At 57.3% G+C, this 19,807-nt stretch carries 18 protein-coding genes; 12 read left to right on the top strand and 6 right to left on the bottom strand.

Annotation, left to right across the window (positions count from 1 at the left end; all coding sequences use genetic code 11):
- Positions 1 to 2 precede the first annotated feature (2 nt).
- Positions 3 to 1,142: a murein hydrolase activator EnvC family protein gene (locus tag COL8621_RS15705; RefSeq protein ID WP_093968221.1), complete on the bottom strand. Its 1,140-nt coding sequence runs from the start codon at positions 1,140 to 1,142 to the stop codon at positions 3 to 5.
- Positions 1,139 to 2,659: a 2,3-bisphosphoglycerate-independent phosphoglycerate mutase gene (gene gpmI, locus COL8621_RS15700; RefSeq protein WP_093968220.1), complete on the bottom strand. Its 1,521-nt coding sequence runs from the start codon at positions 2,657 to 2,659 to the stop codon at positions 1,139 to 1,141. The genes COL8621_RS15705 and gpmI overlap by 4 nt, the downstream gene beginning before the upstream one ends.
- Before the next feature lie 241 nt (positions 2,660 to 2,900).
- Between gpmI and COL8621_RS15695 the strand changes: the two genes are divergently transcribed.
- From COL8621_RS15695 to COL8621_RS15685, 3 genes are all read left to right on the top strand, one after another.
- The gene (locus COL8621_RS15695; protein WP_093968219.1) at positions 2,901 to 3,851 is read left to right on the top strand and encodes a LysR family transcriptional regulator; all 951 of its coding nucleotides are present in this window, start codon (positions 2,901 to 2,903) and stop codon (positions 3,849 to 3,851) included.
- A gap of 145 nt (positions 3,852 to 3,996) precedes the next feature.
- Complete coding sequence (locus COL8621_RS15690) at positions 3,997 to 4,824, top strand: DUF481 domain-containing protein (protein WP_093968218.1); 828 nt, start codon at positions 3,997 to 3,999, stop codon at positions 4,822 to 4,824.
- Positions 4,825 to 4,915: 91 nt separating this feature from the next.
- Positions 4,916 to 5,341, top strand: coding sequence for a hypothetical protein (locus COL8621_RS15685; protein WP_093968217.1), 426 nt, complete (start codon positions 4,916 to 4,918; stop codon positions 5,339 to 5,341).
- On the opposite strand, the gene rlmH is transcribed toward COL8621_RS15685, so the two are convergent.
- From rlmH to COL8621_RS15670, 3 genes are read right to left on the bottom strand one after another with little or no spacing between them, the layout of a single operon-like run.
- Entirely contained in the window at positions 5,338 to 5,808 is a 471-nt protein-coding gene (gene rlmH, locus COL8621_RS15680) for a 23S rRNA (pseudouridine(1915)-N(3))-methyltransferase RlmH (RefSeq protein ID WP_093968216.1), read from the bottom strand. The genes COL8621_RS15685 and rlmH overlap by 4 nt on opposite strands.
- Positions 5,809 to 6,321, bottom strand: coding sequence for a ribosome silencing factor (gene rsfS, locus COL8621_RS15675; RefSeq protein ID WP_370804664.1), 513 nt, complete (start codon positions 6,319 to 6,321; stop codon positions 5,809 to 5,811).
- A gap of 23 nt (positions 6,322 to 6,344) precedes the next feature.
- On the bottom strand, positions 6,345 to 7,673 hold the full coding sequence (locus COL8621_RS15670; protein WP_093968214.1) for a mechanosensitive ion channel family protein: 1,329 nt from the start codon (positions 7,671 to 7,673) through the stop codon (positions 6,345 to 6,347).
- Between the two features lie 240 nt (positions 7,674 to 7,913).
- Here COL8621_RS15670 and leuC point away from each other — a divergent pair, with 240 nt between their 5' ends.
- From leuC to COL8621_RS15645, 4 genes are all read left to right on the top strand, one after another.
- Positions 7,914 to 9,320, top strand: coding sequence for a 3-isopropylmalate dehydratase large subunit (leuC, locus tag COL8621_RS15660; RefSeq protein WP_093968212.1), 1,407 nt, complete (start codon positions 7,914 to 7,916; stop codon positions 9,318 to 9,320).
- The gene (leuD, locus tag COL8621_RS15655) at positions 9,320 to 9,925 is read left to right on the top strand and encodes a 3-isopropylmalate dehydratase small subunit (RefSeq protein WP_093968211.1); all 606 of its coding nucleotides are present in this window, start codon (positions 9,320 to 9,322) and stop codon (positions 9,923 to 9,925) included. Before leuC ends, leuD begins: the two co-directional genes overlap by 1 nt.
- 253 nt (positions 9,926 to 10,178) lie before the next feature.
- On the top strand, positions 10,179 to 11,018 hold the full coding sequence (locus COL8621_RS15650; protein WP_235823907.1) for a hypothetical protein: 840 nt from the start codon (positions 10,179 to 10,181) through the stop codon (positions 11,016 to 11,018).
- Positions 11,019 to 11,110: 92 nt separating this feature from the next.
- Positions 11,111 to 12,094, top strand: a complete 984-nt coding sequence (locus COL8621_RS15645; RefSeq protein ID WP_306345727.1) for an endonuclease/exonuclease/phosphatase family protein — start codon at positions 11,111 to 11,113, stop codon at positions 12,092 to 12,094.
- Here COL8621_RS15645 and COL8621_RS15640 read toward each other — a convergent pair.
- On the bottom strand, positions 12,050 to 12,934 hold the full coding sequence (locus tag COL8621_RS15640) for a Rossmann-fold NAD(P)-binding domain-containing protein (protein WP_093968209.1): 885 nt from the start codon (positions 12,932 to 12,934) through the stop codon (positions 12,050 to 12,052). The two genes, COL8621_RS15645 and COL8621_RS15640, sit on opposite strands and share 45 nt — an antisense overlap.
- 93 nt (positions 12,935 to 13,027) lie before the next feature.
- Here COL8621_RS15640 and COL8621_RS15635 point away from each other — a divergent pair, with 93 nt between their 5' ends.
- From COL8621_RS15635 to COL8621_RS15615, 5 genes are all read left to right on the top strand, one after another.
- Positions 13,028 to 13,924: a LysR family transcriptional regulator gene (locus COL8621_RS15635; protein WP_093968208.1), complete on the top strand. Its 897-nt coding sequence runs from the start codon at positions 13,028 to 13,030 to the stop codon at positions 13,922 to 13,924.
- 59 nt (positions 13,925 to 13,983) lie between these two features.
- Positions 13,984 to 15,090: a 3-isopropylmalate dehydrogenase gene (leuB, locus tag COL8621_RS15630; protein WP_093968207.1), complete on the top strand. Its 1,107-nt coding sequence runs from the start codon at positions 13,984 to 13,986 to the stop codon at positions 15,088 to 15,090.
- 151 nt (positions 15,091 to 15,241) lie between these two features.
- The gene (locus tag COL8621_RS15625; protein ID WP_093968637.1) at positions 15,242 to 16,198 is read left to right on the top strand and encodes a DMT family transporter; all 957 of its coding nucleotides are present in this window, start codon (positions 15,242 to 15,244) and stop codon (positions 16,196 to 16,198) included.
- Positions 16,199 to 16,297: 99 nt separating this feature from the next.
- Positions 16,298 to 17,719 carry an exosortase T gene (gene xrtT, locus COL8621_RS15620; RefSeq protein ID WP_093968206.1) on the top strand — a complete coding sequence of 474 codons (1,422 nt, stop codon included), beginning with the start codon at positions 16,298 to 16,300 and terminating at the stop codon, positions 17,717 to 17,719.
- A gap of 15 nt (positions 17,720 to 17,734) precedes the next feature.
- Positions 17,735 to 19,804, top strand: coding sequence for a VIT and vWA domain-containing protein (locus COL8621_RS15615; protein ID WP_093968205.1), 2,070 nt, complete (start codon positions 17,735 to 17,737; stop codon positions 19,802 to 19,804).
- Positions 19,805 to 19,807: the final 3 nt, after the last annotated feature.

The raw sequence follows: 19,807 nt of genomic DNA, 5'->3' as shown, positions 1-19,807 counted from the left end.
TTTTAATCCTTTATCACTCCGAACCACTCAGCGGGGTCCACGGGCGCGTTGCCCTGTCTCAGCTCAATATAAAGCGTTTCTGTGTGGTCGCTACCACCGCCTTTTGCAGAATTGCCAAGAAACACACCTACTTTTGGGTTTGTTCCGCCCATAAGGCCCACGGGGGCGCCTGCGGAAAGAACTTCGCCAACCTCACCATAGACATCAGAAAGGCCAGCCAGAACCAGTAATGTGTCGCCAGCCGGTTCAAGGATCATCACATTTCCGTAGTCCAGCAATGGTCCGCGATAACGGATCGTCGCAGGGACAGGGGTTGTGACCAGCGCCAGCGGCCGCGTTGCAATCAACAGGCCGGGGCGGCGAATGCCGGCGGCGTCTGCTTCGTCGAAACGCCGCAGGATGGTTCCACGAACGGGCAGGGGCAAGGTGCCCTTGTTGGCCGTGAACTGTTCCAACGGGGGCAAGTCGCGCCCTTCGCTAAGGCTGGTCAGGCCACTTGCGAACCCTTCCAGCGTGTCGGTGCTTTCCAGCAGCGCGCGCAGTTTTTCGGAATCCGCGGCGAAGCGGGGCGGCAGGTCGGTTCTGTCGGATATGGCTTTGGAAAGGGCGGTTCGCGCATCCTGAACGCCACTCAGCCCGTTGGCCAAGGTGTCTTCGGCGCTTTCCTGAAGAGCGCGCAACAGGGCGACCTCTTCCAATTGGTCGCGCAGCCGTTCTGCGTCCGCCTGAAGCGCGGGGGTGACTTCGCTGATAATCATCCCAGAGCGTGCCGTGCCCAAGGGGCCAGACGGGTGCAGCAACAACATCGTTTCCGGCGCGCGCTGCATCGTTTGAAGAACCCCCAGCAAGCGCGAGATTTCGTCTTGCTGGGCGTCAAATACCAGCCGGATAGATTGTTCGCGGATGGCCGCGCGCCGCATGCCTTCGCGCAGGGCGACCAGCCCTTCTTCATAGGCTTTGATGGTTTGCGTCAGGGCGCTGACCCTGTCGCGCGCGCCATCAGCATCTTTCAAGGCCAGCGCGGCTTGATCCAACATCTGGGCCGCGCGGCGGGCGGTACGCTCGGGGTCGGTTTCGGCGCTAAGCGGCGTGACACCCAGCGCCAGCAACACACAAAGCAGAAGGCCGGCGCGAAGTGTCATCTGCTGATCAGGCTTTCACCGGTCATCTCTTCCGGCTTTTCCAGCCCCATCAGCGCCAGCAACGTTGGCGCGAGGTCTGAAAGCCGACCCTTGTGCAGGGTTGCCCCTGTCGGCCCGCCAACAAGGATCACCGGAACAGGGTTCAACGTGTGTGCCGTATGTGGCCCGCCCGTGACTGGATCGACCATCAATTCACAGTTGCCGTGGTCCGCAGTAACGATCATCGCGCCGCCTGCCTTTTCCAAGGCATCCAGCGCGCGGCCTAGGCCCTGATCCACCGCTTCACACGCTTTCATGGCTGCCTGAAGGTCGCCGGTGTGTCCAACCATATCGGGGTTTGCGAAGTTCACGACGATCAGGTCGTATCCCTTTTCGATTGCTTCCACGAATTTGTCCGAAACCTCGGGTGCGGACATTTCGGGCTGCATGTCATAGGTCGCGACTTTGGGCGATTTCGGCATAAAGCGATCTTCGCCGACCTCTGGCACCTCTTTGCCGCCGTTCAGGAAGAACGTGACATGCGGGTACTTTTCCGTCTCGGCGAGGCGGAACTGGGTCAGGCCCTGTTTGGCGACCCATTCGCCCAAGGTATTGACGATTTTCCGCTTGGGATAGGCGGTGGTCATATAGGCGTTGTGGCCGTCTGAGTATTCCACCATGCCCAAAAGCGCGGACAGCGCCGGGCGTGGTCCGGTTTCGAAATCGGCAAAGTCGGGCTCTGCGATGGCGCGCAGGATTTCGCGCGCACGGTCGGCGCGGAAGTTCAGGCAGAAGATCCCGTCGCCGTCTTTGACGCCAGCATAGTCCCCGATCACGGTTGCGGGGATGAATTCGTCGAAGGTGTCTTTGGCATAGCTTTGCGCGACGGCCGCAACGGCATCTGGCGCGGTGCCGCCCTTGGCGTTGATCATCGCGTCATAAGCGGTTTGCACGCGTTCCCACCGATTATCGCGGTCCATTGCGTAATAACGCCCGATCACCGTCCCGACGCGCGCACCGGATGGCAGTTTTTCGACCAGTTCGGGTATGAACTTGTCGGCTGAATTCGGTGCAACATCGCGGCCGTCGGTAATGGCGTGAATCACGACGGGCAGACCGGCCTCGGTGATTGCTTTGGCGGCGGCAAGAACGTGGGTGATATGCCCATGTACGCCACCGTCCGAGATCAGGCCCATCAGATGCGCAGTGCCACCGGCAGCTTTCACTTTCGCGATGAAGTCATTCAACGAGTCGTTTTTGAAGAACGAGCCATCCTCAATCGCCAAATCGATCTGGCCCAGATCCATCGCCACAATCCGGCCCGCGCCGATGTTGGTGTGACCGACTTCTGAATTGCCCATTTGCCCGGTTGGCAATCCTACATCCGGCCCGTGCGTGATCAGCGTAGCGTTGGGGCAGGTGCCCATGATCCGGTCAAAGTTGGGCGTATTGGCAAGGGCGGGGGCGTTTGCCTCCTGCTCTTCGCGTTTTCCCCAGCCATCAAGAATACATAGCACGACAGGTTTCGGAATGGTCATGGAAGGCGCCCCTCTTTCGGTTGGGCCATTTCTACGGCTCGGACGAAGGAAGAACAACAGGCAGACGGTGCGGAGGCGGAATGTGGGCATGAGGTGTTGGGACATCATGCCCTTCCCCGGCCTGTGGGTTTCACAAAACCCGCCATCCCGCCTTCGCAGTCTTTGCTATACGGCAGGCAATGGAATGCGCATAACGAATTTGGTTTTGATTTGAGATGAGTAATTCTTATAGATAGGTGCCATGGATATCGCACTTATCAAAACCTTCCTCGAAGTTGCGGCGACTGGGTCGTTTGTCTCGGCATCAGAACGCCTGTTGGTCACGCAATCTGCTGTTTCCCTGCGCGTGCAGCGTTTGGAAGCATCACTTGGCCGACCGCTTTTCACGCGATCAAAGGCTGGAGCTGAACTGACGGCGGCTGGTCAAGAATTCGAGCGCTATGCCCTGAGCATGATCAAAATCTGGGAAGAAGCGCGCCAGCAGGTGGCGATTCCCGAAGGGTTTCGCAAAAGCCTGACCATTGGCGCGCAATATTCGCTGTGGCCACGGTTGGGCTTTCGCTGGATTGATGCGCTCCGCGAGCAGATGCCAGACCTGAACATCCGCGCGGAACTTGGCATGCCCGACCGCCTGACCCGCTTTTTGTTGGAAGGTGTCGTTCAGGCGGGGCTTTTATATACGCCCCAGCTGCGGCCCGGTTTGGCCGTTGAACGGGTGATCGACGAAGAGCTGGTTCTTGTCGCGTCGTGGCCGAACCCCACCCTTGATATCGCCGGGCGCTATGTGTTTGTGGATTGGGGGCCAGAGTTTGTGCAGGCACACGCGCTGTATCTGCCCGACCTTACCAACCCCGGACTTACGCTTTCACTGGGCGCGTTGACCGCTGAGTTCATCGTAAACCGACAGTTTGCCGCATATTTGCCTGCGCGATACGTCAAGCGTTACATCGATGCTGGGCGATTACATTTGGTGCCTGACGCGCCGCGGTTCCCGTATCCGGTCTGGATGGTTTGGCGCGAAGATCTGGACGAAGAAGTCGCCGAGGCCGCAAAAACCTCGTTCCGCCAAGTGGTTACGCAGATCGACGTCATGCAGGACGAGGTGATGGAAATGCTGCGTGACCTAAGTGAGGAAGACATCAGCGTCCTTGGGGATGACCTATCTGACGCCCCGCCATTCGATGAGGAATAAAGATTCCCTATCCATAAGCGATACTCATCCTAAGCCTAAATATTTTGAATTTTCCTTTTGTATAGGTGGGTCATATACCACGGGGTAGCAGAAATGCTCCCGATCCTTTGCAGGACGGGTCACCTTGTTGGGAAAGGAAAGACCCATGCAGATCACTAAAAAATTCGCCACAGCATCCGCGATTGCGATGCTCTTGGCCTCCCCAGTATTTGCGCAAGGCGCGCTGGTTGGAATTGACGATCTTGATGACCGTATCGACGACATTACGTCCGACGTAGAAGACGAGCTGGCAAAAGGTAACGACAGCGAGCGTTACGGCCCATTGGGCGTTCAGCAGGGCTGGAAAGGCTCTGTCGCACTGTCCGCTTCGGCGGCATCGGGTAACACCGACAGCGGCGAACTTTCGATGGCTGGTCGTCTAAGCTATGGCGTTGGTGCGTGGAACCACAGTGTTGGTTTTGCTGGTGAATACGGCGAAGCAAATGACGTAAAGAACGAAGAAAAGTTCTATGCGACATACGAAGCTAACCGTTACTTCACGCCTGAATTCTATGCCTTTGGCTTGGGCCGTTTTGAATACGATGGCTTTGCTTCGAACGAGCGTGACGCATTCTTGGGCTTTGGTCCTGGTTACCGCGTCATCAACCAGCCTGACATGACATGGCGTCTGCAGGCGGGCCCTGGCGTTCGTTACATCAAATACCAAGCAGGTGATTCCGACACAGAAACCGGCTTCATCGCATCGTCGCGCTTTTACTACAGCCTGACAGACACAGTCTCGCTGACCAACGACACCGATATCTTGGGGTCCGAGGCAAACACATTCGCGACCAACGACTTTGGCGTGAACTTCAAAGTGACCGACACACTGTCGACCCGCGTAAGCTACCGGACCGAGTACAACTCGGATCCTCTGCCGGGCCTTCAGCACGCAGACAACACCATCGGCCTGTCTCTGGTCGTTGGTTTCTAAGACCACCACTCACTACCCTCATTCAAACTTGGGGCGGAGCAATCCGCCCCTTTTTTTCAAGGTGACGACACAATAAAAAAGGGAGGTTGGGATGAACCTGCTTGCAACCGCTTGCGAAAACCATCCATCGGGGAAGTTTGTTAAAACTCTGTCGGCCGGAAACACGGCCGCGCCGCTTGGGTACTGTATTGGTGGCACACGTCCGGGCCCATACGTATTGGTTTCAGGGCATTCCACAATTTCCGACAGCGTCTATGAACGACTGTTGGCAATTCCAACGCTGTCTTGGATGCGGGGAAAGTTATTCTTGGTGCAGTTGGATACGTTGGATGAACAGCTCAATAGCAACCCGTTGAAAGAGCTGGAGGGGCTGCATTTCGACAAGACATTCTTCCTGCCGTTCTGCGCGATGCCTGCCTTTACGCAGGACGCGATTGAGCAGGGGTACAGATCAGTTTTGCGCGTATGTACGCAGCTTGGCATGATCGATGGGCGCGGCGTATCGTTGCGCAACTAGACCCGGTGATAGGGCGATCCAGCCAGAATAGAGGCCGCGCGGTACAGTTGTTCCGTCAACATCGCGCGGGCCAGCATATGTGGCCACACCATCTTGCCCAGTGAAATGCTGGCATCCGCCTTGGCGCGTAGCGATGGGTCAATCCCATCCGCCCCGCCGATAACGAATGCCGCGTCGCCACGCCCTTCGTCGCGCCAGCGCGCCAGAAGGTTTGCGAAATCGGGCGACGACATCTGTTTACCGCGTTCATCCAGCGTGCAGATAAGTGCACCATTGGGAATGGCGCGTTCCAGCAGGGTGGCTTCGGCAGCCATCCCGCCCTTTTTCTTATCCTCAACCTCATGCACAGAAAGCGGGCCAAGGCTAAGCGCCCTTCCCGTTCTGTCAAATCTGGTTGTGTAGTCATCTATGAGCGTGCATTCGGCACCCGCCCTCAGGCGCCCAACTGCACAGATATGGACCCGCATTCAGACCTTGGCTTCAGCAGCGCCGGTCGGCATCCACATTTTTTCAAGCTGATAGAACTCGCGCACTTCAGGGCGGAAGACATGCACGATGATGTCGCCCGTATCCACAAGAACCCAGTCGCCTTGCCCTTTTCCTTCCAGCTTAGAGATGCGCCCAAGCTCTTGCTTAAGGCGATCGGCCAGCTTTTCGGAAATCGAGGCAACCTGACGTGTCGAACGGCCAGAGCAGATAACCATGTAATCAGCCATTGCGGTTTTGCCGCGCAGGTCGATTGTCACGATATCTTCGGCTTTATCGTCATTCAGGGAGTCGAGAATGAGTTCAAGCAGTTCTTCGCTTGATACATTTACCGGGGTCTGCGTCATGGGCAGGCCCGTTGCGGGATTTGAATGCACCGCATCTGCATGATGAGACAGGACATTGTCCTCCTTACCGACACACCGACAAGGCCCCGGTGCTGGGCATGATTTAAAGTAGCATTTGAAAAGCAAAATCTCAACTCGCTGCGACATTCGGCGCTGGGCGTGTTGCAAGTTCACTCTTTCGCGGTGCTTGTAGTGGTCTCGCCGCTATCTAACAAGGTGACTTCGCGTTGCGGGAACGGGATGGAAATATCGTGTTCCTTAAACGTATCCCACAGGGCCAAGAACACGTCGCCGCGAACGTTCGTCAGGCCGCCTGTTGGGTCGGTGATCCAGAACCGTAAAATGTAATCTACGGAACTGTCACCAAAGCCGACGATGTGGCACACGGGCGGGCGCGAACTTAGCACGCGTTTCACGCTTTTCGCGGCCTCAATCGCCAAGGCGCGCACATGATGCGGGTCATCGCCATAAGCGGTGCCAAAGAAGATATCCAAACGCACGAAGTCATTGGTGTGGGACCAGTTAACCACCTGACTTGTAATCAGATCTTCGTTCGGGATCAGGTATTCTTTGCCGTCTCGCGTAACGACGGAAACGTATCGCGCGCCCAGCGAATTGATCCAGCCAAAGGTTTCGCCAAGGGAAATAACGTCCCCCGGTTTGATCGACTTATCCAGCAGGATGATGACGCCTGAAACAAGGTTCGAAACCACCTTTTGCAGGCCAAAGCCAAGGCCAACACCGATGGCACCTGACAGCACGGCAAGCCCGGTCAGATCGAACCCAACAGCTTTTAGCCCGATGAAGAACGCAGCGCCGTACAGGGTGACCTGTAGCATCTTTACCGCAAGCACCCGCATCGAGGGTGAAATATCTTCGTTCGTCTGGATTCGTTTCGAGGTGGTTTGGGCCACCATCCGCGCAATCGTGAACAAGATGCCGGTTACAACAAGAGCTTTTAAGATGGAAAGCGCACTGAGTCGGAAGTCGCCAAACGACACAGCGATTCCATCCAGGAATATGCGGGCCTCTTCGATCAGACCCAGATAGTAGAAGGTTACATATATCCACAGACCCCAGGTCACGATGCGGCGTAAGAACTGGTTTCGGACAAATCGCGCGGCCAGCCCGACGCAAAGCCACGCGGTGGCCAATGTCGCGGCGATGGACACCAAATAGCTGCGCGAGGGCCATGTTGTTTCGCGCAGGAACCACACGACCGCCCATGCCAGCACCACAAAGGCGATCAAGCGGATGCGTTTGTGCAGCACCAAAAGCGCCCTTAGCCGCCACTTTGGCCAACCTTCCAGCTCTCTCATCTTTTCGCGAAGCCGGGGGGCCAAAAGCCACGTAAACAGCTGGGCCGCAAGGATCAGGCCCGCGATGATGCAGATTTGGTATAGGCGCCAGCCCGGCGTTGTCAGCGTTAGGGCAAAGTTCGTTGCTTGGGTCAGCAGGCCCTGCAACTGCTCTATTAAGGGTGCGGCGTCTGTTTCCATTGGTCCTCCGGTAGGGGTCACTTTGCACAGCTCTTTCAATGCGGACAAGCGCATACCCTTGATAGACTCAGTCTGAAGGAGTATCTGAGCACCCATGAAACAGGTTTTCGACATGGACGATCGCGCCCGGCTGCCTTGGCGCTTTTTCGGCGCGACGCTGACGGTGCTCGCCCGCCTATAAGGCGTGCCCATATCCCTGCCTTCACAAAATTCAGAAAATATCCACGGGAGAGGACCAAAATGACCGCCCCGAAGACACTCTATGATAAAATCTGGGATGCCCACGTTGCTGACGAAGCCGACGATGGGACCTGTTTGCTGTATATTGACCGCCATCTGGTTCACGAAGTGACCAGCCCGCAGGCGTTCGAAGGTCTGCGTATGGCGGGCCGCAAAGTGCGCGCGCCGGAAAAAACCATCGCTGTGCCAGATCACAACGTTCCAACCACGTTGGACCGTGCCGGCGGCATCACCAACGAAGAATCCCGCATTCAGGTTGATGCGCTGGATAAGAACGCCAAGGATTTTGGCATTCACTATTATCCTGTGTCCGACGTTCGTCAGGGTATCGTGCACATCGTTGGCCCAGAACAGGGTTGGACTCTGCCGGGCATGACTGTTGTGTGCGGCGACAGCCACACCGCCACCCACGGCGCGTTCGGTTCACTTGCCCACGGCATCGGCACGTCCGAGGTTGAGCATGTTCTGGCAACTCAGACGTTGATCCAGAAGAAGTCGAAGAACATGAAGGTCGAAATCACCGGCAAATTGCGCCCCGGTGTTACGGCCAAAGACATCACGCTGTCGGTGATCGGTGAAACCGGTACGGCTGGCGGCACAGGCTATGTCATCGAATATTGCGGCGAAGCGATCCGCGATCTTTCGATGGAAGGCCGGATGACCGTTTGTAACATGGCAATCGAAGGCGGCGCGCGCGCTGGCTTGATCGCGCCGGACGAAAAGACCTTTGAATACGTCAAAGGCCGCCCGCACGCCCCTAAAGGTGCCGCATGGGAGGCCGCGCTGGAATGGTGGAAGACACTTTACACCGACGAAGGCGCGCATTTTGACAAGGTCATCACCATCAAAGGCGAAGACATCGCGCCGGTTGTGACTTGGGGCACCTCGCCCGAAGATGTGCTGCCGATCACCGATGTTGTTCCGTCGCCCGACGATTTCCAAGGCGGCAAGGTCGAAGCAGCCAAGCGTTCGCTGGAATACATGGGCCTGACCCCGGGTATGAAACTGGAAGACATCCAGATCGACACCGTGTTCATCGGGTCATGCACCAACGGGCGGATCGAAGATCTGCGTGCCGCTGCTGCCATTCTGAAGGGCAAGAAGGTCAAAGACGGCATGCGCGCCATGGTCGTTCCTGGTTCTGGCCTTGTGCGGGCACAGGCGGAAGAAGAAGGTCTGGCCGAAATCTTTAAGGACGCTGGTTTCGAATGGCGTCTGGCTGGGTGCTCCATGTGCCTTGCTATGAACCCAGATCAGTTGGCCGAGGGCGAGCGTTGTGCCTCCACCTCGAACCGTAACTTTGAGGGGCGCCAGGGTTATAAAGGGCGTACGCACCTTGTTTCCCCAGCTATGGCTGCCGCTGCTGCTATCACCGGTCACCTGACCGACGTGCGGGAGATGATGTAATGGATAAGTTCGAAAAAATCACCGGTATCGCGGCCCCTATGCCGCTTGTGAATATCGACACCGATATGATCATCCCCAAAGTCTTTCTGAAGACGATCAAACGGTCCGGCCTTGGCGTGAACCTGTTTGATGAGATGCGCTTTGATCGCGAAGGCAACGAAATTCCTGATTTCGTGCTGAACAAGCCGCAGTACCGCGACGCAGAGGTTCTGGTCGCAGGCGATAACTTTGGTTGTGGCTCGTCGCGCGAACATGCGCCTTGGGCGATCAAAGATTTCGGCATCCGCTGTGTCATCTCGACCAGCTTCGCCGACATCTTTTACAACAACTGCTTCAAGAACGGCATCTTGCCGATCGTCCTGCCGCAAGAGCAGGTAGACGTGCTGATGCAAGACGCGGAAAAGGGTGCCAACGCACGCATGACCGTCGATCTGGAATCGCAAGAGATCACCACCTCGGACGGGCAGGTTTTCCCGTTCGAAGTGGACGCGTTCCGCAAGCATTGCCTGATTAACGGGTTGGACGATATCGGCCTGACGATGGAAAAGTCTGCCTCAATTGACCGATTCGAGTCGGCAGCGCAGGTTGCGCGGCCTTGGGTTTAACCTAGGTCTGGCTACAATATATTGGGTCGCCCGCATCGGGCGGCCCTTTTCCATTTCTTTTTTGATGCAAACTCGCGACAGTTTCCCCACGAAATTGTCTCAATTTTTTCGTACCTCTTAACCGTCCGCCGTGTACGTGAGACAAAACTTGGGAACATAGGCCCAAGAAAAACCAGCACAAAACGATGCTGCGGTAAGATGGAACCGATTCCATCATGTCGAACAAACGGGCCAGTTTTGGGGAACGGGTGCATTGATCGCTCAGGTAATAGGCGCCATCGCGCGCGCACTTCTAGTGGTGTTGATGATCGCCACGCCAGCAATGTTGTTGCCGTCTGCCACGTCAGACGCGACTCAAATCGGTGCGCTTGTCGCGATCTTCGCCGGTGCCATGACGCTGTTTGAATATTCGGCAACCTATCCAGGGATTGTCGAGTTTCGCGATGCGCCGCCGTTCAACCGGGTTCGCTTTGGCGCGATGTTCATCGCGGTGTTCCTGCTGACAGTCATCTGCCGCGGAGAGATTGAAACCTCTCCTATGACAGAGTTTGTTGTCGCGATCGCAGCCTTGCTTGGCCAAGTGTTGGATTTCCCTTACAGCCCGGTTCATCTGATTGTGCTTATGCTGCCAGACACCGCTGCGCCGGCGCAGGTGGAACTTGTGCGCAATGCGGCTGGTCTGACCTATTTCATCTCGATCCTGTCGCTGGTCGTTCTGGCAAGCGTCATCCGCGTAAAGCGCTGGCCGATGGGCAATGGCGCGTTCAACGTTTGGGTGAACCTTCCTACGTTTGACCCGACTGCGGGCGGCGATGTCGTTGCGCGCCTGACGCGGGATGCCCGGTTCAACGTTGCCGCTGGTTTCCTGCTGCCATTCTTGTTCCCGGCGGTGATGAAGCTTTCGACGTTGTTCTTTGAGCCTGTCACGCTTGAAAACCCACAGACCTTGATTTGGACGATTTCCGCATGGGCCCTTCTTCCTGCCAGTCTCTTTATGCGCGGGATAGCGATTCAGCGAATTGCGAACCTAATCAACGAACAGCGCCGCCGTGCCGCTCCTCCAAAAGAAGAGCAGGTCTGGCAGCCGGTCTAACCGCGCTGCTTCTGGCCAGCCCGCTGGCCGCTGACACACTTCGAATTGCGACGTTCAACACCGAACTGTCCCGGCGCGGGCCGGGCTTACTGTTGCGCGATATCCTATCGGGTGATGATCCGCAGGTAAGTGCCGTCATTTCCGTCATCACCGAAGTTCAGCCGGACGTGCTGTTGTTGCAGGGTATCGATTATGATCTGAACGGTGCCACGGTTTCTGCCCTTATCGATGCGCTGGACGATGCTGGGCAAAGCTTTGACTTTATCCACGCGGGGCGACCGAATTCAGGGGTGCGGACGGGCTTGGACCATGACGGCGACGGCACCACCGATTCCGCGCGGGATGCCCAAGGGTTTGGCCGTTTCCCGGGCGAGGGGGGTATGGCCCTTCTTTCGCGGTTTCCGATTGATACGGCGGGGGTTAAGGATTTTTCGGCGCTGCTTTGGGCCGATCTGCCCGGTGGCGAACTGCCCGTGAAAGACGGCGCGCCTTTCCCATCCGCAGAGCTTTATACGACACAGCGGTTGTCATCGGTCGCGCATTGGGACGTTCCGGTTTTGGTTGCTGGAAGGCCGATTCATATTTTGGCGTTCCACGCGACGCCGCCAGTGTTCGATGGCCCCGAAGATATGAACGGCCTGCGCAACCGGGACGAGCTGCGCCTTTGGATGCGCTATCTTGATGGTGCGTTGGGCGAACCAGCGCCGGATGGCCCGTTTGTGGTGCTTGGCGATGCTAACCTTGATCCTTTTGACGGGGATGGTCTGGGCACCGCGATGCAGGAGTTTATGGCCGACCCAAGGTTGCGCGCCCTTTATCCTGAAAGTGACGGTGGGCGGCTTGCACCCCAGTCTGGCGCGAATGCAGGTCACAATGGGGACCCCGCGCAGGATACGGTGGCTTGGGCTGATAACGGGCCGGGGAACATGCGGGTGGATTATGCGCTGCCGTCGGTTGAGCTGACGGTGACAGGTACGGGCGTATACTGGCCCGCGCCGGGTGATCCCGGCGCAGAGGTTGCTGCGGCAGCGTCACGCCACCGCTTGGTCTGGCTGGACGTGATGCTGGAGCGCTGAGGTAAGCGCCGTGTCCAGCGGTGTGTGCTGAAATTCTGGCAACAACTGCGCAAACCGGGTGCCGTCCAGATAGTGCGGTTTGCTCCATAGATAACGCATTTCCAGAATGTATTTCGCCATTGGCCAAAACGGCTTGATCACAGAGATGGGCAGCCATTTCATACAACATGTACGAACCGGATGGCCGACGGCCTGCTGCGCGCCTTTTGCCAGCTGTGCGCCAGTAAGGGTGTAGCCCGGAAATGGGACATCTTCGAACGTTGCCAGTGTTTCGCGCTTTTCGATCAGCGCGAAGGCCGCGCGGGCAAAGTCGGGAAGATACGCCCAAGCATGGGGCATATCCGTCGGGCCGGGATACACAAACCGCCCCTTTTGCAGGGATTTGGTGATGATCATGTCGAACCAGTTCCCCGACGGCCTGTCATCGATGAAATCCCCTGCGCGCAGCAGGATGCAGCGCACACCGGATGCGCGAAAGGCGTCCTCCATATCACGGCGAACCTGACCCAGTGGATTTGTCGCTAAGTGCGGCGTGTGTTCGTCAAACTGGTCAGGGGCGTCCTGCCCAAACACATAGACGTTGCCGGGAATAAGGACGGTCGCACCCGAGGCAGAGGCGACCTCGATGATCTGGCTGGTCATGTCGGGAACCTCGGCTGCCCATTGGGGGTATGGCGGGTTCCAGCCGTGGACGATCACTTGGGCACCCCATGCGGCATCCCACATGTTGTCAGTTTTGCGGTTGAACTGGCGTACATCCCAGCCTGCTTTGGAAAAGACGTTGGTCATATGGCGGCCAAACCGGCCCGATCCGCCAAGAATAAGAACAATGGGTTTCATCAATGTGCTCCGTTCTGAATTCTGCGGGTAAGATGCGGTATTCACCAGAATTGGGGAATTGCCAAAATGTTGAGGTTTGGTATTCATTTTTGAATGGATAGACAGCTTACATCGCTAGACTGGTCGCTTATTCAAGCGTTCCTTGCCGTTGCTGAAAGCGGCTCTCTTTCGGCTGCGGCGCGGGCGATTGGGGTAAGTCAGCCGACGATAGGTCGCCAGATTCGATTGATGGAGGACGCGCTGGGCGTGCAGCTGTTTTTGCGACAGCCACGCGGCTTTGCACTAAGCGAAACCGGAGCCGCCCTGATGGGACCCGCACGCGCGATGCGTGACGCGGCCGGGGCTATGGCCCTTACGGCCGCTGGCCATTCCCAAGGGATTTCCGGGGTCGTGCGCGTTACGGCAAGCGTTGCGGTTTCACACTATTTGTTGCCGCCAATCCTGGCTGAAATCAGAAACCGCCACCCAGAGATAGAGTTGGAGCTGGTGTCCAGCGACACGTCGGAAAACCTGCTGTTCCGCGAGGCTGACATCGCACTTCGAATGTATCGCCCGAAACAGTTGAATGTGGTGACCCAGCATTTGGGGGACATCCCATTGGGGGTGTATGGCGCAAAGACGTATCTGGAAAAGGCGGGGGTGCCCAAAGGTATTCCAGACCTCTTTGATCATGCGCTGGTGGGGTATGACCGATCAGAGCTGATCATATGCGGAATGCGGGAACGCGGGCTGGAAGCTGATCGCCATGCCTTCACAACGCGATGCGATAATCATGCGGTTTACTGGGAAATGGTGCGTGCGGGTTGTGGGCTGGGCTTTGGTCAGGTGCCGATCGGCGACTATGATCCACTGGTCGAACGCGTCTTGCCCGAACTTCCCGTGCCGCCTTTGCCGATCTGGCTGACGGCCCACGAAGCAATGCGTCAGACACCCCGATTGCGTCGCGTTTGGGACATGTTGGCCGAGGGGTTGAAACCCCATCTGGCTTGACCCTCTTTCCCCAACCCGATAGGCGAAGGCGACCCCTTTTGCACAAGGATTATAAGACGATGAGCAACCCTTCCCTTCTCATCCTGCCAGGCGATGGTATCGGCCCCGAAGTTATGGCCGAGGTTCGCAAGATTATTTCGTGGTTCGGTGACAAGCGCGGCCTTGAATTCGATGTAAGCGAAGATCTGGTTGGTGGCGCGGCATATGATGCGCACGGCACCCCGCTGACAGACGAGACGATGGAGAAGGCGCAAGAGGTTGACGCAGTTCTTCTGGGCGCCGTTGGCGGCCCTAAATACGACAACCTTGATTTCAGCGTTAAGCCTGAACGCGGCCTGCTGCGTCTGCGCAAAGAGATGGATCTTTATTCCAACCTGCGCCCTGCGCAGTGTTTTGACGCGTTGGCAGATTTCTCTTCTTTGAAGAAGGATATCGTTGCCGGGCTGGACATCATGATCATCCGCGAGCTGACTTCGGGTATCTACTTTGGTGAGCCGCGCGGCATCATCAAAGAAGGCAACGAGCGTGTGGGCATCAACACCCAGCGCTATACCGAAAGTGAAATTGCGCGGGTTGCACGCTCTGCGTTTGAGCTGGCGCGCAAGCGCGGCAACAAGGTCTGCTCCATGGAGAAGGCCAACGTGATGGAATCGGGCATCCTGTGGCGCGATGTGGTGCAGGAAGTGCACGACGCCGAATACCCCGACGTTGAACTTAGCCACATGTACGCAGACGCGGGCGCGATGCAGCTTGTTCGCGCGCCAAAGCAGTTTGACGTTATCGTAACGGACAACCTGTTTGGTGATCTGCTGTCCGATGCCGCCGCGATGCTGACCGGTTCGCTGGGTATGCTTCCGTCTGCTTCGCTTGGTGCGCCGATGGCCAATGGTCGCCCAAAAGCGTTGTACGAACCCGTACACGGTTCCGCGCCCGACATCGCTGGCCAAGCCAAGGCGAACCCTTGCGCATGTATCCTTAGCTTCGCCATGGCGCTGCGGTATTCGTTCGATCAGGGCGAAGAGGCAACTCGTCTTGAAAAAGCTGTCGAAGCTGTTTTGGCCGACGGTGTCCGCACGGCGGATCTGATGCAGGCAGATGGTGTTGATCCTGCGACGACTTCGCAGATGGGCGATGCCGTTATCGCAAAGCTGGACGCAAGCCTGTAAACACTGGCGACAAAGACTTGAAAGCCCGGGTCGCAATCGCGCCCGGGCTTTTTTAATTTCCGCGCATCAATTCTCTTGCTGGCTTCCTCTTGAACAGGGGAAAAGTTTCGGAAAGAGTGTTTGCGTTAACACCCATGATCAGGAGATGCGCATGCTTGGCGCGAATGCAAAAGGTGCGCTTCTAGCGCTGGCTGGCTTTGCCATTTTCGCGACGCATGACGTGATCGTAAAGGTGCTTGGCGCGCACTATTCCCCGATCCAGATCGTGTTCTTTAGCGTGTTGCTGGGCTTTCCGCTGGTTTTGCTGATGCTGATCCGTGATTCTTCGGGCGGAAGTCTGCGCGCGCGCCATCCTTGGTGGTCGGCGTTTCGCACTGTGGCGGTTATCATCACGGGCTTTTCCGCGTTTTATGCGTTTTCGGTTCTGCCGCTGGCGCAGACATATGCCATCCTTTTTGCGACGCCGTTGTTGATCACCATCCTTTCGATTCCGTTGCTGGGTGAAACTGTGCGATTGCGCCGTTGGTTGGCTGTTATCGCGGGTTTGATCGGCGTCATGGTGGTTCTTCGCCCCGGCCAGTCCGAGCTGGGCACAGGGCATCTGGCGGCACTAGCGGCGGCAGTCGGTTCGGCGTTTGCGTCGATCATCGTGCGCAAAATCGGGCACGAAGAACGCAGTCTTGTGCTTTTGCTTTATCCGATGATCGGAAACGTCGTGGTGATGGGCGCGGCCCTGCCGCTTGTTTATCGCCCGATGCCGATCGAACATCTTGGCGGATTGGCTTTGATTGCGGGGTTCGCCGTGTTGGCCACCCTCTGCATCATCGGAGCGTATAAGAAGGGCGAGGCCGTCGTAGTGGCCCCCATGCAGTATTCGCAGATTCTGTGGGCGACGCTGTTTGGGTATCTGTTCTTCGACGAAACACTGGACCTGCCAACCGCGGTTGGCGCGGCGATCATTATCGCAAGTGGTTTGTACATTCTGTTCCGCGAAGGCAGTGGTAGCGTTTCTGAAAACCGGCCGGTTCTACGCACCCGGTCGCGCCCTGAAACGGGAACTACCTTGCGTATTGGGGCCTTAATGCGCCGCGGGCAAAGCCGCGACTAAGCCTTACGGCAACTTGCGGAGACACGTGTAGAGCGGGTTCTGCACAAATCCTGCACGACATCCCAACCGGGTTTGCACGTAGCCTTGTGAAAACAGGGCATGGAACAAAAACACGACACCCCGCTTTGGATCGGCCTGACCCTTGCGTCGGCTATGTTGGCCATCGAACCCATCAAGTGGCTGATGACCAGCTGGCGCGACCCTTCGTATCAATCCTATGGGGCGTTCTATTGTGTGGTGATTGCAGGCCTGATTGGGCTGTCTTTGGCACATAAACCGGCGGCGGGTGCCCCGCCAGCCCGGCGCGCGTTTGCGTTTTTTCTGGTCGCGGCGGCTTGCCGTCTTGGCGGTCAGATGTTGGCAATCAACATCCTTAGCGCCTTGGCGTTGGCGATTGATGTCTTTGCATTGGCAACCTTCTTTCGGCTTGATCAGCGCAAGTTCGCGCTTTCCCCACTTTGGTTGGCGGTCTTCTTTCTGTTCGCGCTGCCGCTTGGGCCGATCCTGCAAAGGGTCGCGGGCTTTCCCATGCAGATAATCTCGGCCGAGCTGGCCTGTGGAATGCTTTCGCCATTTTTCCCTGACCTGCTGTGTGAAGGTGTTCGCCTGCAGATCAGCGGGCATGACGTTCTGGTCGATCTGCCTTGTTCTGGCGCGTCCGGGCTTTTGCTGATGGTCAGCCTTTGGGCCTTTCTGAACGTTCTTTACCGCCCACGGCTAATCGCGGCGATTACGGGTGGGGTGGCCATTGTGGCCGTCAGCATCCTTGGGAATGGCCTGCGTATTTCGTTGCTTGCATCGGGATTGGCCTTGGGCGTCGATACGATGGAGCCGGTGCTGCACGAAGGCATCGGGTTGCTGTCGCTGGCCCTGTCGGTGTTGCCGGTGATGTTGACCTATCGCCCAAAGCCAGCCCCGATCAGCCTTCGGCGGACAAATTGCGCGCCCATCCCGCGCAGGTTTCACGTGCCGGTCGTTTTGGCGGCGCTGTGTGCTGCGATGATGATCCTGAACGCCCCGCGCAAACCTGTTGATCGTTCAAAGCCGGTTGCGAATATCGAAATGCCTGTTCAGTTGCTTGGGTATCGTGGGCAGTCTGTGGCGTTGAGCGATACCGAACGGACCTATTTCACGACCTATGGCGGCACGGCACAAAAGGTACAATTCGGCCCCCTTGGCGTGAACGTCGTGCGCACGGGTTCGCCGCTTCGCCATCTGCATTCTCCGGCGACCTGCCTGCTTGGCATGGGATTCGATGTGCGTTTCCTAGGGACACGGTTCGACCCAATTCCAACCTCTGTCTACGAGGCAACCGGCCCCGATGGCCGCGTATGGACGGTCGCCGTTAGCTTCGTTTCAGAGAATGGCCACAAAACCGCCAGCGTCGGCGAAGCCGTGTGGAGCTGGCTGAACGGGTCATCGCGCAACTGGCAATCCATTCAACGTATCACCCCGAAAAACCTTCCTGCGGATGCGCAGGGTGATTTTGAAACCGCGGTACTTGCCGCCCTTGATATTTAACCAAGTGAGGACCCCATGAGACTGTTTTTCGTTTTGTTGCCCGTTATGGTTTTCTTTGCGCACCCCGTCCGTGCAGCATCCGATATGGAGGACGTCGCCGGGCGCATTCTTGGCAAGGCGGACGGTGGCACGTTTGACCTTCCGATGTTGGACAGCACGCTGAAGGTCACCATCGAAGGCGATATGTCTACGGTTGAGATTACTCAGGTGTTTGAAAACCCGTCGCTTGTGCCCGTAGAGGCCGAGTATCTGTTTCCGCTGAACCAGAACGCCGCGATCTACGCGATGGAGATGCGCGTTGGTGACGAAATCATTCAGGCCCGAATTCGTGAGAAGGCAAAGGCGCAGGCCGAATTCGAACAAGCCGCCGTCGAGGGCAAATCCGCAGCGCTTTTGACCCAACACCGCCCGAATATGTTCACGCAGCGGATTGCGAACCTTATGCCGGGCCAGCCGGTGACGGTTGTGCTGCGATATGTTCAGATGGTGCCAAAGATTGATGATCAGTACGAACTGGTTATCCCGATGATCGTTGGCCCGCGCTATGACGGCACACGCTTGCCCGATGAATTCGCTGACCTACCGGACGAAGACGCGCTGCAGCCCGCGAATACCTGGGCGGTAAGCAAGGTGCCAGCATACCCACTGGTCGCCGGATTGGATGTACCTGATGAGGTGGCGACCGACAGGGTTCGTTTGGACCTGCACTTTACCAGCGGTGTAACAGCGTCAGATTTTGGCAGCGATACGCACCCGTTGACGATCACCCAGACCGAAGACGGATACAGCGCACAGTTTGCAGCCGGGAAGGTGATGGACAACCGTGATTTGGTGCTGCGCTATTCGCTGGGTGGTGACGTGCTTGAGGCCGCGACCCTTTCCCATACTGATGAGCGTGGCGGGTTTATCTCGGTTATGATCGAGCCGCCAAAGGTGGTTGACGAAGACACCGCAGCCCCGCGTGAATTGGTTTTCGTGCTTGATACGTCAGGTTCGATGTCGGGCGAGCCTATGTCGGCAAGCAAGACGTTCATGGATGCGGCGCTGGTTGGGCTGCGTCCGGGGGACTATTTCCGCATCATTCCGTTCGCCAACACGGCCCAACGATTTTCGAACGACGCCCTGCCTGCAACCGCCGCCAACATCCGCAAGGCGCGCGCTTATGTACGCGCGCTGAGCAGCGGCGGCGGGACAGAAATTGACAACGCGATCCGGACGGCTTTTTCAACACGACCGGTACGTGACACGATGCGTATCGTTGTGTTCCTAAGTGACGGTTATATCGGGAACGAGGCCGATGTTCTGCGCACTATCCGCAACCGAATTGGCAGCGCGCGCATCTATGCCTTTGGGATCGGGAATTCGGTCAATCGATACCTGCTGGACGCGATGGCGGACGAGGGCCATGGATACGCGCGTTATGTCGGTGTGGATGAAAAAGCGAAAGAGGTTGCACGCGATCTGGCCGCAGACCTGAAAACCCCCATCCTGACGGACATTCAGATTGATTGGGGAGAGTTGAACGTAACAGGAGTGACGCCAAGCCACTTGCCCGATCTGTTCGATGGTAACAGTCTGCGCATCTATGCCCGCCACGACGGTGCCGGAGAGAACACAATTCACGTCAAAGGGGTTGTTCAGGGCCGGGTCGCCCAGATGCCGGTCACGATCCAGACCACTGGCAAGCCTGAGCACACCGCATTGCCGTTGATTTGGGCGCGCAACAAAATCTCTTCGCTGACACGTCAGGTCGCTGTGGGCGAAAACCCCGACCTCGCGAATGATGAGATTACAAAGCTGGGGTTAGAGTTTTCGCTGCAAACTCAGAACACGTCGTTTGTCGCAGTCTCGCAAACGGTTGTGAATAGCAGCGGAGCCGCGGCAGAGCCTGTTGGTGTTCCGCTGCCCATGGTGTCGGGCGTTAGCAAACAGGCCTACCCATCCGGTTTCTCAGGGTCTTCTTCGCCTGAACCAGAAACGTTGTTGGGCCTTTTGCTGACGGCGGTGATGACCCTTTTGGGCCTGCGGCGCCGGCGTACGGATGAGTTGTTTCTGGACACACCAATCAAGCGGGTTAAAACGTAACTT

The organism is Actibacterium lipolyticum (assembly GCF_900184935.1).
In the GTDB taxonomy this organism is placed as follows: domain Bacteria; phylum Pseudomonadota; class Alphaproteobacteria; order Rhodobacterales; family Rhodobacteraceae; genus Actibacterium_A; species Actibacterium_A lipolyticum.
Note: the sequence above shows the minus strand (reverse complement) of the source record. Positions and strands in the feature narration are given on the sequence as shown.